Source organism: Nioella ostreopsis (assembly GCF_004000255.1).
Taxonomy (GTDB): Bacteria; Pseudomonadota; Alphaproteobacteria; order Rhodobacterales; family Rhodobacteraceae; genus Nioella; species Nioella ostreopsis.
This window is the reverse complement of the sequence record NZ_RCIQ01000034.1, coordinates 14,066-27,980: the sequence shown is the minus strand read 5'-3', so window position 1 is coordinate 27,980 and position 13,915 is coordinate 14,066. Positions and strand designations below refer to the sequence as shown.

Sequence of the window (13,915 nt, the reverse complement as noted above, 5' to 3'; positions counted from 1 at the left end):
TGATGCACGCAGGCGAGTCGATCCGCTCCGTCGTCGTGTACTAAACGTGTTATAGTAACGTCAGGGCCGGTTCCCTTCGGGGGATCGGCTGGTTTCAGGGAAGGAGTTTTCCAAATGAAGACCATGGCTCTTGTTTCCGGGCTTGGCATCATGATGGCGGCCGGCATGGCGCAGGCCGAAGGTTGGACGGTGTTCGACCTCGGGTCTGTCGATGAACGCGCCGAATGCATGCGCCTGGCCGAAGCCACGATCGACGCCTACCGCGCGACCTATGGCGGCGATGGTTTCACCGGGCGCAGCGAATGGACCATTGGCGGCTATGACCTGCGGGGTGAGGTTGTGGATGCGCTGATCATCTGCCCGATCGAGGCGGGGATCGCGGCGCCGTTCCTCATCGTGTTCAACACTGATTCCGACAATGACGCGCGCGAAACCGTGGCCGACCGGCTGAACGAAATCTGGGATCAGCAGGTGGCGGGCACCTACGCACCGCCGACACCGGGCAAATAGGCACAACGCCCCGTCCCGTTCAGAGATGGAGGATCCGTCATGGAACCCGAAGGACTGGGTTTTCTGTCTGGTCTCGTGACCGCCCTTGGCGGTTTGGCGGGGGCCACTGTCACGGCCCCGCCGCCTGCCCCGCAACCCGGAGGCGCAGTGATTGAACTGCGCGTGTCAGGGCAGGAATTTGCCATCCCGCCCGAACACATCCTTGCGGTGTTGGCCGGTGTGAATGACAACACGCAAATGCCCCAGCTGGAGCTGAGTTTCGACGATAGCGGTGCCGCCCTGTTTGCGGAAATCACCGCGGCCCATATCGGACAGGCGATGGATCTGGTGGTCTGCGATCAGGTGCTGATGTCGCCCGTGATACAAGAGCCGATCACAGGCGGGCAGATCGTGATCACCGGCAACTTCACCTCGGACGAAACGACGCTTTTGGCCAGTCAGATTGCCGGCAGCACCCCTTGCGACTCTTCAGACGCAACCAAATGACCCACCGTTCAAGGCGTTGAATGCCGCCGTCGCCCTCGACTTCCCGATCCGGGGGCGTCATCCTGTTTGCAACAGGGCCAAACCGGCCCGGCCGAAAAGGACAGGTCCGTGACCCAAACCAAAATCCCCCTGCTCGCCGTTCTGGTCGATGCGGACAATACCTCGCCCAAGCACGTCAAGGCGATCTTCGACGAAATCGCCCGGTTCGGAGAGGCCAGCGTGCGCCGGATCTACGGGGATTTCTCGTCTCAGCAGATGGCGGGCTGGAACCGGGTGCAGGCGGAGCACGGGCTGGTTCCCTTCCATCAGCCCGCCAATACCGTGGGCAAGAACGCCAGCGATATCGCGCTTGTTATCGACGCGATGGACCTGCTGCACACTGCCCGCTTCGATGGCTTCGTTCTGGTCAGTTCCGACAGCGATTTCACCCGGCTCGCCAGCCGCATTAGAGAGCAGGGGCTGGAAGTTTACGGGATCGGCCAGAAGAAAACGCCCGATGCGTTCCGGCAGGCCTGCAAGCGGTTTATCTTCATCGAGAACATCGAGGGCGAAACGACCAAGCCCGCCGATGGCGCACCCAAGCCTGCCGCCAAGCTGACCGAAGTGCGCGACCTGATCTACCGTGCAATGGATTCGATTGATCAGGATAGTGACTGGTTCAACCTTGGCACGCTCGGCCAGCAGATCCAGGCCGCCAATCCCGATTTCGACACGCGTAGCTATGGCAAGAAGAAGCTGTCCGAGATCGTGGCGGATGTGAAAACGCTGGAAACCCGGCGGGCCGAGAACAACCAGCTATTCGTGCGTCGCGTGGATTGATCAGGCGCGGCGATAGCGCGCAAGGAAGGTCGCCACGGTTTCCCGTGCAATTCGATCCATCTTCTCGGGCGAATCATCGGTATCGACATTGAGGATCCGGCGCAGCAGCATGTCGGCCCGGCAAAGCTGAAGAAACTGGTCGGCGGCCATGTAGGGATCGTCGATCTTCAGTTCCTGCGCCACCTTCTCGCTGCCAAGATAAGCGGCGATCTGGTCCAGCACCTGTTTGGGGCCACTGTCATAGAAGGCGCGACCAAGTTCCGGGAAGCGGTTCGATTCGGCCACACAGACCCTGAAAACCTGGATGGAAAAGTCAGACATCAGGAAGGTCAGAAAAGATTGCGCGATGGAATAAAGCGCCTCAGGCACCGGGCGCTGCAGAATCTCGATCCCCATGGCCTGTTCCGATTGCATCTGACATTGCGACGTCAGAACCGCCATGAACAGGGCCTGTTTATCAGGGAAATAGCTGTAAAGCGTCGCCTTTGACACGCCCGCATCGCGTGCGATCTGGTCAACGCTGGCGCCCTCGAATCCCTCGCGCAGAAACACCTCTCTCGCCCCGGCGATGACCTGATCGAATTTCCGGCCTTTCTTGAGCGGTATGCTGATGTTCATGCGACCTCCTGCTGACATTGGTACAATAGACTGACCAGTTTAGTTCATCAAGCAAAGCAGGCGCTGGACAGGCTATGAATGTTGCCCTAGCGATGCCCACATGATCGAGATCTTTCTTAAGACCCTGCCCTTCTTCGCGTTGATCGCGCTTGGCTTCCAATCGGGACGCACCGGCTTTTTCACAGCCGAGGCGACGGCCTACCTGACCAAGTTCGTCTTTTACTTCGCCCTCTCGGCCATGCTGTTCCGATTTGCCGCCAACCTGTCGCTGTCAGAGGTCTTCGACTGGTGGTTCGTCGCCGCCTATCTGTGGGGATGCGGTGTGGTTTACCTTCTGGCAACGGCCGTGGCCTTCATTCGGGGCATCGGTCTGCAAGAGGCCGCAGTCGAGGCGCAATGCTCGGTTATCGGCAACACGGGTTTTCTGGGCGTTCCGATGCTGGTGGTCCTATTGGGTGAGGCCGCCGCAGGGCCGGTGCTCATGGTTCTGGCCATCGACCTTATCGTGTTTTCAAGCCTGATCACGATCTTGATCACCGGGTCGCGCGACGGGCGCATGTCGCTGGCCATTCTGGGGACGGTCGGCAAGGGCCTGCTGCGCAACCCGATGATCGTGTCGATTGCGCTCGGGTTGATCTGGTCGGCGGCCAGCCTGCCTATCCCCGATGTGGCGAATGAGTTTCTTGGCATCCTCGGGGCCGCTGCGACCCCCGGTGCGCTTTTTGCAATCGGGGCCTCGCTGGCCGGAAAATCGGCGGAACGGATGTCCGTCGCAGCATGGCTCAGCTTCTGCAAGCTGGTGCTGCACCCCGGCGCGGTCGCCATCGCGGCGCTGGTTCTTTTCCCGGTTGCAGCCTTTGACGCAGCGGTCATGATCTCGGCGTCGGCTTTGCCCGTGGCGGGCAACGTCTATATCCTCGCGCAGCATTACGGCGTTGCACCGCAGCGGGTGTCGGCGGCGATCCTCGTGTCTACCGCGATTTCCATCGTGACGGTCTCTCTCGTCATCGCCTGGGTCACACCGTTGCTCTAGCGCTTGCTGCATCGCTCTGCCCGCGCTACGCCTTGGCAAATGAATTTGCGGAGGACGACCCATGGAAACGATATCTGAAAACCGGTGCTTTGGCGGCACCCAGGGCGTCTATCGCCACGCCTCCAGCGCCACCGGAACGGACATGACCTTTGGCCTGTTCCTGCCAGCAGAGGCAGAGGACGGCCCGGTTCCGGTGCTGTGGTATCTGTCAGGTCTGACCTGCACCCATGAAAACGCGATGGTGAAGGCGGGCGCACAGCTTTGGGCCGCTGAGCAGGGCATCGCGCTGATCTTCCCCGATACCTCGCCCCGTGGCGAAGGTGTGCCGAATGATGACGCCTACGATCTGGGACAGGGCGCCGGGTTCTACGTGAACGCCACGCAGGACCCCTGGGCCGAGCATTTCCAGATGTGGGACTACGTGACCGAGGATCTGCCCAACCTCGTCTTCGACCGCTTCGCGCTGGATGCAAGCCGTCAGGGCATCACCGGTCATTCCATGGGCGGCCACGGCGCGCTGACCATCGCCATGCGCTTCCCCGACCGCTTCGCCAGCGTTTCAGCCTTCTCGCCCATCTGCAACCCGATGGAGAGCGATTGGGGCCGCAAGCAGCTTGGTGCCTATCTGGGCGACAACACCGCCCTGTGGGAAGCGCATGACGCCACCATGCTGATGCGCGCGCATGGCTTTCCCGGCCCGGTCCTGATCGACACCGGCACCGCCGATCAGTTCGGTGACCTGCTGAAGACCGAAGCACTGGCAGAGGCCATGACCGCCCGCCGTCAGCCCGGAACGATCCGCATGCAGCCGGGTTATGACCATTCCTATTTCTTCGTCTCGACCTTCATCGAAGATCACATCAGCTTCCACGCCGAAGCGCTTTACGGCGTCAGTGCATGAGCGTTGAGGCGGTTGTTTTCGATATCGGGAATGTCCTGATCGAATGGGCGCCAGAACGGCTCTATGACAGGCTTTTTGGTGAAGTAAGGCGGCGAGAGCTTTTCGCCGCTGTCGATCTGGAGGGCATGAATCTCGGTGTCGACGCGGGCAATCCATTCCGGCAATCCGTCTATGCGTTGGCGGATGAAAATCCCTTGTACAGAGACGAAATCAGGCTGTGGCACGATCGTTGGCTGGACATGGCCAGCCCCGCCATCCCCCACAGCGTTCATCTGCTTCGCAAGCTGCGCGCCAAGGGCATTCCCGTCTTTGCCCTGTCCAATTTCGGTCGGGAAACATTCGATGCCGCCTGTGCGGAGTATGAATTCCTGACCGAGTTCGACCGGTCCTTTATCTCAGCCCACCATGGGCTGATCAAACCGGACCCTGCGTTTTATGCTGTGTTAGAGACTGATTCCGGTCTTTCCGGCGCGTCGCTTCTGTTTACCGACGACCGTGCAGAGAATATCGACGCCGCCCATGCACGCGGCTGGCACACGCATCTGTTCGAAGGGCCGGAAGGCTGGGCAAGGGCGCTCATCGCTCATGGCTTGCTGACCGAGGAGGAAACCCGCCCATGAGCATCGACATCATCGGACCCGAGGCAGAGGCGCATCTGACATGGCACGGCCTGATGGATGCCCTGCGCGCCGGACATAAACTGCCCAAGGCCGAGATTGGCGATACGCTGCTCTATCGTGGTGAAGACACGCTTCTGTCCCGCGCGGCCTGGATCGACGGTGTGGGATCAGCGGTGAAAACCGCCAACATATTCCCCGGCAATCCCGGCAACGGCAAACCGCTGATCCTTGGTGCGGTGAATGTCTATTCCGATAAAGACGGCGGGTTGCTGGCGCTGGTGGACTTCGAACTGGTCACCAAGTGGAAAACGGCAGGCGGCAGCCTGCTTGGTGCTGCGCAGTTGGCGCGAAAAGACAGTGAAACCATCTTGATCGTCGGCGCGGGTGCAGTGGGCCATTCCCTGCGGCAGGCCTATGGCGCGCTTTTCCCCGAGGCCCGCTTCCAGATCTGGAACCGCACCACTGCCAAGGCCGAAGCCTTCGCCGCGCAGTATCCCGGCACCGAGGTCGCGCCCGATCTGGAAACTGCTGTGCGCGGGGCCGATATCGTCACCTCCGCCACCATGGTCACCGACCCCATCCTGAATGGCGACTGGTTCCAGCCGGGCCAGCATATCGACATCATCGGCGCCTATCGCCCAGATATGCGCGAAGTGAATGACGCGGCGATCCTGCGCAGTGCGATCCATGTGGACAGCCGCGATACCACCATTGGCCATATCGGAGAGATACAGGACCCGATCGACCGGGGGCTGATCACCGAGGCCGATATCCTGTCGGATTTCTACGATCTGGACGCTGGCAAAATGACCCGTCAGACCGCAGATGAGATCACCCTGTTCAAGAACGGGGGCGGCGCGCATCTGGATCTGATGACCAGCCGCTACATCCTCGACGCGTGGAAGGGCCGTTAGGCGACGGCCCGCTCCCTCAACGGCTTTTCGTTGATCGGCAGGTGCACCACCGCCGAAAGCGCACCCACGCCGACGCCGATCCACCACACGGCACTGTAATCGCCGTAGAGGTCATACATCCAGCCGCCCAGAACCACGCCAAGGAAACCGCCCAACTGGTGGCTGAAGAAGACGATGCCATAGAGCGTGCCCATGTAGCGCAGCCCGTAGAGATAGGCGATCAGCCCGCTGGTCAGCGGCACGGTGGCGAGCCACAGCGAGCCCATGACGACGGAGAACACGACGACGGTCAGCGGCGTGATCGGGAACAGGATGAACATCGCCGCCGCGATGGTGCGGCCCGTGTAGATCAGGGCCAGCAGGTATTTCTTGGGAAACTTCGTGCCGAGCCAGCCTGCCGTGATGGTGCCAACGACATTCGCCAACCCGATGAGAGAGATGGCAACCGCCCCAAGGGTCGAGGTCGAGGTGATCCCGATATTGTGCAGCATCGACCCGGGCACGATCGGCCCGCACATTTCCGTCACCAATGCGGGGAAATGCGCGGTGATGAAGGCCAGCTGATATCCGCAGGAAAAGAAGCCCACGAAGATCAGGGCGAAGGACGGATCCTTGAACGCCTTCTTCAGGATCTGACCCATGCTTTCTTCGATCTCTGCCTTGCTGGCCATCGGCGGCGCTTTCAGCAGCGGCAGCACAAGCACCGTCAGAAGGATGATCCCGGCGAAGATCAGGAACACCGACTGCCAGGTCATCAGCCCGAGCAGAAATTCTGCGAACGGCGCCCCCACGATTTGCCCGGCGGACCCTGCGGCAGTCACGATTCCAAGGGAAATCGACCTGTTTTCATCCGAAGTGGCCCGGCCCACAATGGCTAGGATGACGCCGAAACCGGTACCCGCGATGCCGAACCCCACCAAAATCTCAAGCAGTTGGTGCTGAATGGGCAGGGTCGCGCCAGCCGACAGGACCAGCCCGATTGCGTACATCAGGGCCCCCATGATCAGCGCCTTGCGATCCCCGAACCGTTCCGCGATGGCCCCGAAGATCGGCTGCCCGATACCCCAGGCAAGGTTCTGAATCGCGATGGCCAGGCTGAACTCTGCCCGCGGCCAGCCGAATTCCTCGGCAATCGGAATCTGGAACACGCCGAAACTGGCCCTGACGGCAAAAGACAGCAGGATGATCAAGCATCCGCCGATCAGGACGGGCGTGAAGAGGGGGGATTTTTGGGGCATGGCAAGGGTCCAAAGTCGCGTCCGGTGACAGTGGGTCAGCACTCCTGCCCTGTCAAATCAGAATTCTTGATCCGTTACGTCAGTTTTTGTGTGGATCACCGCAGCGGCTTCGCGCTACCAACCTGATATGTCTCAGCATCTTCAAGCCATCTACGACACCCGCGTGGCCGAGGGCCTGTTGCGCCCCGACCCGGCGCAGCGAGAGGTTCTTCTGCTTCTGGAAGATCTGCGCGAAAAGCTGGAGGAGCGGCCCGCCAAACCGTCCGGGTTTCTTGGCCGGTTCTTCAAACCTGCGGTGCCGGAAGGGACGCGTGGGCTCTATCTTTGGGGCGGGGTCGGGCGTGGCAAGTCTATGCTGATGGACCTGTTTCACGCCCATGCCGGGATTGCCCGCAAACGCAGGGTCCATTTCCACGCCTTCATGCAGGAAATTCAGTCCGGCCTGCATGACGCGCGCAAATCCGGGGCCGAAGATGCGCTGAAACCGGTGGCAGAGGCGGTGATCCGCGATGTGGACCTGCTGTGTTTCGACGAAATGCAGATCACCGACATCGCCGATGCCATGATCGTCGGGCGGCTGTTCCAGATGCTGTTCGAAGCCGGGGTCGTCGTTGTGACCACCTCGAACCGTCCGCCCAAGGATCTCTACAAGAACGGGCTGAACCGGCAGTTGTTCCTACCCTTCATCGACATTCTGAACGACAAGCTGGAAGTGCATGAAATCACCAGCCTGACCGACTACCGCCAGCATCGCCTCGCCGGGGAACGCACCTATTTCGCCCCGGCCAACGCAGCCTCGCGCCGGGCGATCGACGAGATCTGGCGCGATCTGACCGGGGGCAAAAGCGAAGAATTGGTGCTGGAGGTCAAAGGCCGGGAGGTTCACCTGCCCCGTTACTGGGCCGGCATGGCGCGGGCGGAGTTCTGGGATCTTTGCGGACAGGCGCTTGGACCCGCTGACTATCTGGCGCTGGCCGGGGCGGTGAAGCTGCTGGTGCTGGAAAACGTGCCGCGCCTGGATAGCTCGAAGTTTAATGAAGCCAAGCGGTTCGTGACGCTTGTTGATGCTCTCTATGAGGCGCGTACGCGGGTGATCATCTCAGCCGAGGAAGAGCCGGAAAGGCTCTATCTCGAAGGGTCTGGCAGTTTCGAATTCGAGCGGACCGCGTCCCGGTTGCGTGAAATGCAAAGCGCCGAATGGGCCTCCGAGTAGGGTCAAACCCCCTTTGTTAGAGACTTTTTTCCTCTGATAACGGCGGCGCGGATTTGGTCCGGAGCGCTTTCGCATGCGCCTCTACCAGCGACAGGGCTGCCAATCGTTTCGGCGCGTCGAACCGTGTGCTCAGACCAGAAACCGCCAAGACCCCCATCAACTGCCCATCCGCGGAAAAGACCGGTGTCGCAACAGATGAGATATTGGGATTGCGCCCACCCGCCAGATTGACCGATCCGGCCGCGGTGAATTCCAACGCATGGGGTACCGGTTCCCCGGCGCAGCGACGCAGCACCATAGCGACGGACCCCCGATCCATGGGCAGCCGCATACCCTCCTCCAGATGATAGCGGATCAGGTTGGGGGAGTTTTCGCGGTAAAGGCAGACCCGTTCCTCACCCGCGCGCACGTAGAACGACGCGGTTTCCCCGGTCTTCTCCACCAGATCGCGCAGGACGGGCCGAATCGTGGCGCCGTTCTGGTAATCCTGTCGGAACAGAAGCCCCAAGCGCCAGACCGACGCGCCGATACCATAGCGCCCGTCCACATCACGGGTGAGGAACCCATAGAGCTGCATGGAATTGGCCTGCCGCAGCACCGTGCTTTTGTGCAAGCCGGTCTCTTCGGCCAGTTCCGCCAGGCTCATCCGCCGCCGCTGGCTGGAAAAGGCCGACAGGATCGACATGGCCTTCTCCACCGATTCGATGCGCGTGTTGGTCATGACGCCTCCTGTCGCTCGCTGGCCTAGGCTTGCCGCGCATATCTGGGCTGTCCAGTCGAAACATGCCGGAAAAGATGCAAATGACTCGCAACTGCATTGACTTCTTGCAAATCATTCTCATTATTATTCTGAACACATCGAAAAGGTGCAGTAATGCTGACCCGTCTAGGCGCGGCTCTTTCTATCCTCCTGACGTCTGCCACAATGGCGGCGGCACAACTGACCGTTGTCGCCACGACCGGCATGATCGCAGACACTGCCCGCCAGATCGGCGGCGACCATGTGCAGGTGCGTGCCCTGATGGGCCCCGGTGTGGACCCGCATGCCTTTCGCCAGACCCGCAGTGACATCGTCGCCATGACCCGCGCCGATCTGGTGCTGTGGCACGGGCTCTATCTCGAAGCGCAGATGGAAGAGTTTTTCGAGGATCTGTCCCGCCGCCGCTCAGTGGTTGCTGTGGCAGAGGGATTGCCGCGTGACCTGCTGCTGGCGCATGAGGATTACGACAACCGCTATGACCCGCATGTATGGATGGTGCCTGACCTGTGGCAGAACGTGGCGCACACCATCCGTGACGCCCTGATCGCCGCCGACCCGGAACAAGCAGACGCCTATTCCACCAATGCAGAGACATTTTTGGCCGAGTTAGAGACTATTTCTGTCTATTCCGCCGGTGTTCTGGAGACCGTGCCGCAGGACCAGCGTGTGCTGCTGACCGCCCATGATGCCTTCAACTATTTCGGCAATGCCTACGGGTTCGAGGTTCTGGGAATCCAGGGCATCTCGACCGAAAGTGAGGCTGGACTCGCCCGGATCGCAGACCTTGTGGACCTGTTGGTAACCCGCAATATCCGTGCCGTGTTCGTCGAAAGCTCTGTCTCTGACCGGAATATCCGGGCGTTGATCGAAGGCGCGGCCTCCAGAGGGCACGACGTGCATATCGGGGGAGAGCTCTATTCCGATGCCATGGGCGAACCGGGCAGCTACGAAGGCACCTATATCGGCATGATCGACCACAACGTCACCACAATCACCCGGTCGCTCGGCGGCTCTGCCCCGGAACGCGGGATGACCGGTCAGCTTTCGGCGGGCATGTGATGAAACGGATTGCGCTTGCCAGTACCGATGGCCAGACCATGACCGGCGAAGCCCCTGACCAATCGCCCATTGCGATCCGGGGCATGACCGTGTCCTATGGTCAGAAACCGGTGGTCTTTTCGGTCGATGCCACATTCCCCGAAGGGTCCATGACCGCGATCATCGGGCCGAACGGAGCTGGAAAATCGACCCTGTTAAAGGCATCTTTAGGCATTCTGCGCCCCTTGTCGGGTACGGTCACTGTCTTTGGTCAGCCTCTGAACAGCCAGCGCCACCGCATCGCTTATGTCCCGCAGCGTGCCAGCGTTGACTGGGATTTTCCGACGACGGTTCTGGACGTCGTCCTGATGGGCCTGTCGCGCGAACTTGGCCTGCTGCGCCTTGTGCGCCCACGCCATCGGGACAAGGCCATTGAGTGTCTGTCCCGTGTCGGCATGGCCGAATTCGCGGATCGCCAGATCGGGCAGCTCTCCGGCGGACAGCAACAGCGCGTGTTTCTCGCCCGCGCCTTGGCTCAAGGGGCGGATCTCTACCTGCTGGACGAACCCTTCGCCGGCGTCGACGCCGCAACCGAGAAGGCGATCATCGCTGTGCTGAAGACGTTGAAGGCAGAAGGCAAGACGGTCGTCTCCGTCCATCACGACCTCTCAACCGTAAGCGATTACTTCGACCGTGTCCTGATCCTGAACACCAGCAAGATTGCCGAAGGCTCAGTTGCGGATGCCTTCACCGAGGCCAATCTGCAAGCCGCCTATGGCGGACGTCTGGCCACGGCGCAGGTCGCGGGCATTCCGGTCGCGGGGTAAGCCATGTTGTGGCAGGCGCTGACCCTTCAGCTTGGCTACAACGCCACACTCGTCGCCATTGGCGCGACCCTTCTGGGATTTGCCGCGGGCGTGACGGGCACCTTCCTGTTCCTGCGCCGCCGATCGCTTGTCTCCGATGCCATCAGCCACGCGACCCTGCCCGGCGTGGGGCTGGCCTTCATCGTGATGGTGGCGCTTGGTGGAGACGGGCGGAGCCTGGCCGGGCTTCTGACCGGGTCAGCGGTGACAGCCGCCCTTGGTCTTGTGGCCGTTCAATGGCTGACGCGCCGGACCAGACTGGCTGAGGACAGCGCCATTGGCGCGGTTCTGTCGGTGTTCTTCGGCCTTGGTGTCGTTCTGCTGACCGTGATCCAGACGATGGAGTCCGGGCGCCAGGCAGGGCTGGACAGCTTGCTGCTCGGATCCACTGCCGGGATGCTTCGCGCGGATGCGCTGCTTATTGCCGCCGGAGGGGCGCTGACCCTGATCCTGACGCTTATCCTGCGGCGGCCAATGATCATGGTGGCCTTTGACGAGGACTACGCTGCCGCGCGGGGGTTGAACATCCGGCAGGTCGATCTGGTGACGATGGGTCTGGTCATGGCGGTGACGGTGGTGGGGTTGAAGGTCGTGGGCCTGATCCTGATCGTGGCACTTCTGATCATTCCCCCGGTGACGGCCCGGTTCTGGACAGACAGGACCGAGAGGGTCTGGCTACTGTCTGGTGTGATCGGCGGCGTGTCCGGTTTCATTGGCGCGGCAATCTCGGCCTCTGCGCCCGCGTTGCCCACAGGGCCAATCATTGTGCTGACAGGGTTTTCGGTCTTTGCCGCTTCCCTGTTCCTTGCGCCCAACCGGGGCGTTCTGGCAGCCATTATTCGGCACGTGGCGTTTCAACGGCGCGTTCATGTGCGGCAAGGATTGCTGGCGCTGGCGCATGGTCAGCCGATCTACGAACGCTACACTGTTCGCCTTCTGCATCGCGCGGGGCTGTCGCGCCCCGATGGCGTGGCGACCGAGGCCGGACGCGCCCGCGCCGCAAAGGCCCTGCTGGATGAAAAACGGTGGGAGATCCTGCGCGCCATGCCCGATCACGAGGCGGCAGCGGCGCTCTATGACGGGATGCGCCCGATTGAAACCGTGGTGACAAGTGACCAATTGGCAGAAATAGACACTCATTTGGCCGCGCCGCAGGAGGTCCTGGCATGAGCGGTGCAGAGTTTGTCCCCCTTAGCCTGACACCCATCCTGATCGGTGTGTTCGCGGCGATCGCCTGTGCGCTTCCGGGCAATTTCCTGGTGCTTCGTCGTCAGGCCCTGATCGGAGATGCGATTTCCCATGTGGTTCTGCCCGGCATCGTCGTGGCTTTCCTGATCACGGGGACGGTGTCGACCTGGCCGATGATGATCGGCGCCGCTGCCGCCGCCCTGCTGGCCGTGCTGCTGATCGAAGCCATTCGGCGACTTGGCGGGATCGAACCGGGGGCCGCCATGGGCGTGGTCTTCACGACGATGTTCGCGGGCGGTGTGCTGCTGTTGGAAAGGTCGGACACCTCCACCGTTCACCTCGATGTGGAACATGCGTTGATGGGCAATCTGGAAAGCCTGATCTGGCTGGACGCGTTCGGGTGGGGTTCGCTGCTTGATCCAGAGGCGCTGGCCGGGTTGCCGCCCGAGCTCTTTCGCATGGGATTGTCCATGATCGGCGTGATCGCCTTCGTGTGGTTGTTCTGGCGACCCCTGAAGATTTCCACGTTCGATGAAGGATTTGCGCAGGTCATGGGGATGCGGACCAACCTGATCGGCATGTCACTGGTCGCGGTGTCCGCACTGGCGGCCGTGGCGGCGTTCGATGCGGTCGGGTCGATCATCGTGATCGCCATGTTCATCTGCCCGCCCGCGGCTGCACGGCTGATGACCAACCGGCTGGCCGCGCAGGTGGGATGGAGCGTGATCTTCGCCACGTTGTCGGCGGTCCTGGGCTATGTGCTTGCGGGCTATGGGCCGCTCTGGCTTGGCGCAGAGGACTCGGTCAGTGCTGCGGGAATGATCGCGACCGTATCGGGCATCGTCCTTGGGCTTGCGGCGGTGTTTGGCCCCGCACGCGGAGGCACGCAGGGCTGAGGGTCAGGCCCGGGCCGTCGCAGCAGGGTGCCGAGCAATCCGAGAGCCGACGACCATGGCCCGGGGAACCGGTCCGCGCGGAACGGGACCATCGCCCAGAAACGCGTCAGAGAACCGGATCAGGGCTTCGGGATCGGTGTCTTGAGAAACGCCACAAAAGACACGAAACCCCCTGTTATAGAGACTATATACAACACCACAGTCTTGCCCGCAGTCGCCGCTGAGCTGCCCATGTCCAGTTATCTCGAAATCATCCTGGATCGTGCCTTCGCCGGCTTGCAAAGCCGCCCCGAGCTGACGGGCGAGCTTGAGGCCAGCGGCACAGGGCTGGCCGGTTTTCGGGCAGGTGGTGCAGCTATAGGAATAGCCGTCTTCGGTCATGATCATCGCGCCCTCCGCGCTATGGGTCAGACGGGTCGGGAGGGCCGCGAAAACCCCCTCGAAGGACACCCCGCCTTCAGGTTTCAACATTGATGGCAGGTCTCCTGACTCGCGGGTCGATGCGGTCCCCGGCCTTCCCGGTTCGTCCCTGAACCAGTGGCGCGATTGGGGGCGCTCTCCGCTTACAGTTGCGGGGGCAGTTGCGGCCTTGGGGAAACCCCGCACCGCATTCCCTTTTCATCCCCTCGGCGATTGAGCCTCGGGGAACCATCGGGGTCACATTGCGCAGGATGGTGGGGGCCGTCAATGGGCANTCCCTTTTCATCCCCTCGGCGATTGAGCCTCGGGGAACCATCGGGGTCACATTGCGCAGGATGGTGGGGGCCGTCAATGGGCAGAAAAAGGGGGGGTGCCGGGCGTACACCCCCTGTGCA

At 61.6% G+C, this 13,915-nt stretch carries 16 protein-coding genes and 1 riboswitch; of the genes, 12 read left to right on the top strand and 4 right to left on the bottom strand.

From position 1 onward, the window contains the following. The first annotated feature begins 114 nt into the window (after positions 1 to 114). The 3 genes from EP237_RS21345 to EP237_RS21335 all read left to right on the top strand — a co-directional run bounded on the left by EP237_RS21345 (position 115) and on the right by EP237_RS21335 (position 1,815). Positions 115 to 510 carry a hypothetical protein gene (locus EP237_RS21345; RefSeq protein WP_127562855.1) on the top strand — a complete coding sequence of 132 codons (396 nt, stop codon included), beginning with the start codon at positions 115 to 117 and terminating at the stop codon, positions 508 to 510. 39 nt (positions 511 to 549) lie between these two features. After that, complete coding sequence (locus tag EP237_RS21340; RefSeq protein ID WP_127562854.1) at positions 550 to 996, top strand: SecDF P1 head subdomain-containing protein; 447 nt, start codon at positions 550 to 552, stop codon at positions 994 to 996. Positions 997 to 1,104: 108 nt separating this feature from the next. Then, complete coding sequence (locus EP237_RS21335; RefSeq protein WP_127562853.1) at positions 1,105 to 1,815, top strand: NYN domain-containing protein; 711 nt, start codon at positions 1,105 to 1,107, stop codon at positions 1,813 to 1,815. On the opposite strand, the gene EP237_RS21330 is transcribed toward EP237_RS21335, so the two are convergent. Next, positions 1,816 to 2,433: a TetR/AcrR family transcriptional regulator gene (locus EP237_RS21330; RefSeq protein ID WP_127562852.1), complete on the bottom strand. Its 618-nt coding sequence runs from the start codon at positions 2,431 to 2,433 to the stop codon at positions 1,816 to 1,818. Between the two features lie 100 nt (positions 2,434 to 2,533). Between EP237_RS21330 and EP237_RS21325 the strand changes: the two genes are divergently transcribed. The 4 genes from EP237_RS21325 (at position 2,534) to EP237_RS21310 (ending at position 5,901) form a co-directional block, all read left to right on the top strand. Beyond that, the gene (locus tag EP237_RS21325) at positions 2,534 to 3,466 is read left to right on the top strand and encodes an AEC family transporter (RefSeq protein WP_127562851.1); all 933 of its coding nucleotides are present in this window, start codon (positions 2,534 to 2,536) and stop codon (positions 3,464 to 3,466) included. A 61-nt stretch (positions 3,467 to 3,527) separates the two neighbouring features. Beyond that, on the top strand, positions 3,528 to 4,367 hold the full coding sequence (fghA, locus tag EP237_RS21320) for an S-formylglutathione hydrolase (RefSeq protein ID WP_127562850.1): 840 nt from the start codon (positions 3,528 to 3,530) through the stop codon (positions 4,365 to 4,367). After that, positions 4,364 to 4,987, top strand: coding sequence for an HAD family hydrolase (locus EP237_RS21315; protein WP_127562849.1), 624 nt, complete (start codon positions 4,364 to 4,366; stop codon positions 4,985 to 4,987). The genes fghA and EP237_RS21315 overlap by 4 nt, the downstream gene beginning before the upstream one ends. Further along, positions 4,984 to 5,901 (top strand): ornithine cyclodeaminase family protein, encoded by a 918-nt coding sequence (locus EP237_RS21310; RefSeq protein ID WP_127562848.1) that lies wholly within the window; start codon positions 4,984 to 4,986, stop codon positions 5,899 to 5,901. Before EP237_RS21315 ends, EP237_RS21310 begins: the two co-directional genes overlap by 4 nt. On the opposite strand, the gene EP237_RS21305 is transcribed toward EP237_RS21310, so the two are convergent. Next, positions 5,898 to 7,139: an MFS transporter gene (locus EP237_RS21305; RefSeq protein ID WP_127562847.1), complete on the bottom strand. Its 1,242-nt coding sequence runs from the start codon at positions 7,137 to 7,139 to the stop codon at positions 5,898 to 5,900. The genes EP237_RS21310 and EP237_RS21305 overlap by 4 nt on opposite strands. Positions 7,140 to 7,266: 127 nt before the next feature. Between EP237_RS21305 and zapE the strand changes: the two genes are divergently transcribed. Beyond that, complete coding sequence (zapE, locus tag EP237_RS21300; protein ID WP_127562846.1) at positions 7,267 to 8,352, top strand: cell division protein ZapE; 1,086 nt, start codon at positions 7,267 to 7,269, stop codon at positions 8,350 to 8,352. 16 nt (positions 8,353 to 8,368) lie between these two features. Here zapE and EP237_RS21295 read toward each other — a convergent pair whose 3' ends face one another. Then, positions 8,369 to 9,073 carry an IclR family transcriptional regulator gene (locus tag EP237_RS21295; RefSeq protein ID WP_127562845.1) on the bottom strand — a complete coding sequence of 235 codons (705 nt, stop codon included), beginning with the start codon at positions 9,071 to 9,073 and terminating at the stop codon, positions 8,369 to 8,371. A gap of 153 nt (positions 9,074 to 9,226) precedes the next feature. Between EP237_RS21295 and EP237_RS21290 the strand changes: the two genes are divergently transcribed. The 4 genes from EP237_RS21290 to EP237_RS21275 are packed head-to-tail and all read left to right on the top strand — an operon-like array spanning position 9,227 to position 13,100. After that, positions 9,227 to 10,171 (top strand): metal ABC transporter solute-binding protein, Zn/Mn family, encoded by a 945-nt coding sequence (locus EP237_RS21290; RefSeq protein ID WP_127562844.1) that lies wholly within the window; start codon positions 9,227 to 9,229, stop codon positions 10,169 to 10,171. Beyond that, complete coding sequence (locus tag EP237_RS21285; protein WP_127562843.1) at positions 10,171 to 10,977, top strand: metal ABC transporter ATP-binding protein; 807 nt, start codon at positions 10,171 to 10,173, stop codon at positions 10,975 to 10,977. The genes EP237_RS21290 and EP237_RS21285 overlap by 1 nt, the downstream gene beginning before the upstream one ends. Before the next feature lie 3 nt (positions 10,978 to 10,980). Further along, entirely contained in the window at positions 10,981 to 12,186 is a 1,206-nt protein-coding gene (locus EP237_RS21280) for a metal ABC transporter permease (protein WP_127562842.1), read from the top strand. Further along, complete coding sequence (locus EP237_RS21275) at positions 12,183 to 13,100, top strand: metal ABC transporter permease (protein WP_127562841.1); 918 nt, start codon at positions 12,183 to 12,185, stop codon at positions 13,098 to 13,100. Before EP237_RS21280 ends, EP237_RS21275 begins: the two co-directional genes overlap by 4 nt. Before the next feature lie 3 nt (positions 13,101 to 13,103). On the opposite strand, the gene EP237_RS21270 is transcribed toward EP237_RS21275, so the two are convergent. Next, positions 13,104 to 13,571 carry a hypothetical protein gene (locus EP237_RS21270; protein ID WP_127562840.1) on the bottom strand — a complete coding sequence of 156 codons (468 nt, stop codon included), beginning with the start codon at positions 13,569 to 13,571 and terminating at the stop codon, positions 13,104 to 13,106. After that, a riboswitch (cobalamin riboswitch) is annotated at positions 13,559 to 13,768 on the bottom strand. It overlaps the preceding gene by 13 nt. Positions 13,769 to 13,915 lie beyond the last annotated feature (147 nt).

Excerpts from the sequence above, each read along its gene's own strand:
- EP237_RS21345 (WP_127562855.1), top strand. The coding sequence starts at position 115 with ATGAAGACCATGGCTCTTGTTTCCGGGCTTGGCATCATGATGGCGGCC.
- EP237_RS21340 (WP_127562854.1), top strand. The coding sequence starts at position 550 with ATGGAACCCGAAGGACTGGGTTTTCTGTCTGGTCTCGTGACCGCCCTT.
- EP237_RS21330 (WP_127562852.1), bottom strand. The coding sequence starts at position 2,433 with ATGAACATCAGCATACCGCTCAAGAAAGGCCGGAAATTCGATCAGGTC.
- EP237_RS21325 (WP_127562851.1), top strand. The coding sequence starts at position 2,534 with ATGATCGAGATCTTTCTTAAGACCCTGCCCTTCTTCGCGTTGATCGCG.
- fghA (WP_127562850.1), top strand. The coding sequence starts at position 3,528 with ATGGAAACGATATCTGAAAACCGGTGCTTTGGCGGCACCCAGGGCGTC.
- EP237_RS21315 (WP_127562849.1), top strand. The coding sequence starts at position 4,364 with ATGAGCGTTGAGGCGGTTGTTTTCGATATCGGGAATGTCCTGATCGAA.
- EP237_RS21310 (WP_127562848.1), top strand. The coding sequence starts at position 4,984 with ATGAGCATCGACATCATCGGACCCGAGGCAGAGGCGCATCTGACATGG.
- EP237_RS21305 (WP_127562847.1), bottom strand. The coding sequence starts at position 7,139 with ATGCCCCAAAAATCCCCCCTCTTCACGCCCGTCCTGATCGGCGGATGC.
- zapE (WP_127562846.1), top strand. The coding sequence starts at position 7,267 with ATGTCTCAGCATCTTCAAGCCATCTACGACACCCGCGTGGCCGAGGGC.
- EP237_RS21295 (WP_127562845.1), bottom strand. The coding sequence starts at position 9,073 with ATGACCAACACGCGCATCGAATCGGTGGAGAAGGCCATGTCGATCCTG.
- EP237_RS21290 (WP_127562844.1), top strand. The coding sequence starts at position 9,227 with ATGCTGACCCGTCTAGGCGCGGCTCTTTCTATCCTCCTGACGTCTGCC.
- EP237_RS21285 (WP_127562843.1), top strand. The coding sequence starts at position 10,171 with ATGAAACGGATTGCGCTTGCCAGTACCGATGGCCAGACCATGACCGGC.
- EP237_RS21280 (WP_127562842.1), top strand. The coding sequence starts at position 10,981 with ATGTTGTGGCAGGCGCTGACCCTTCAGCTTGGCTACAACGCCACACTC.
- EP237_RS21275 (WP_127562841.1), top strand. The coding sequence starts at position 12,183 with ATGAGCGGTGCAGAGTTTGTCCCCCTTAGCCTGACACCCATCCTGATC.
- EP237_RS21270 (WP_127562840.1), bottom strand. The coding sequence starts at position 13,571 with ATGTTGAAACCTGAAGGCGGGGTGTCCTTCGAGGGGGTTTTCGCGGCC.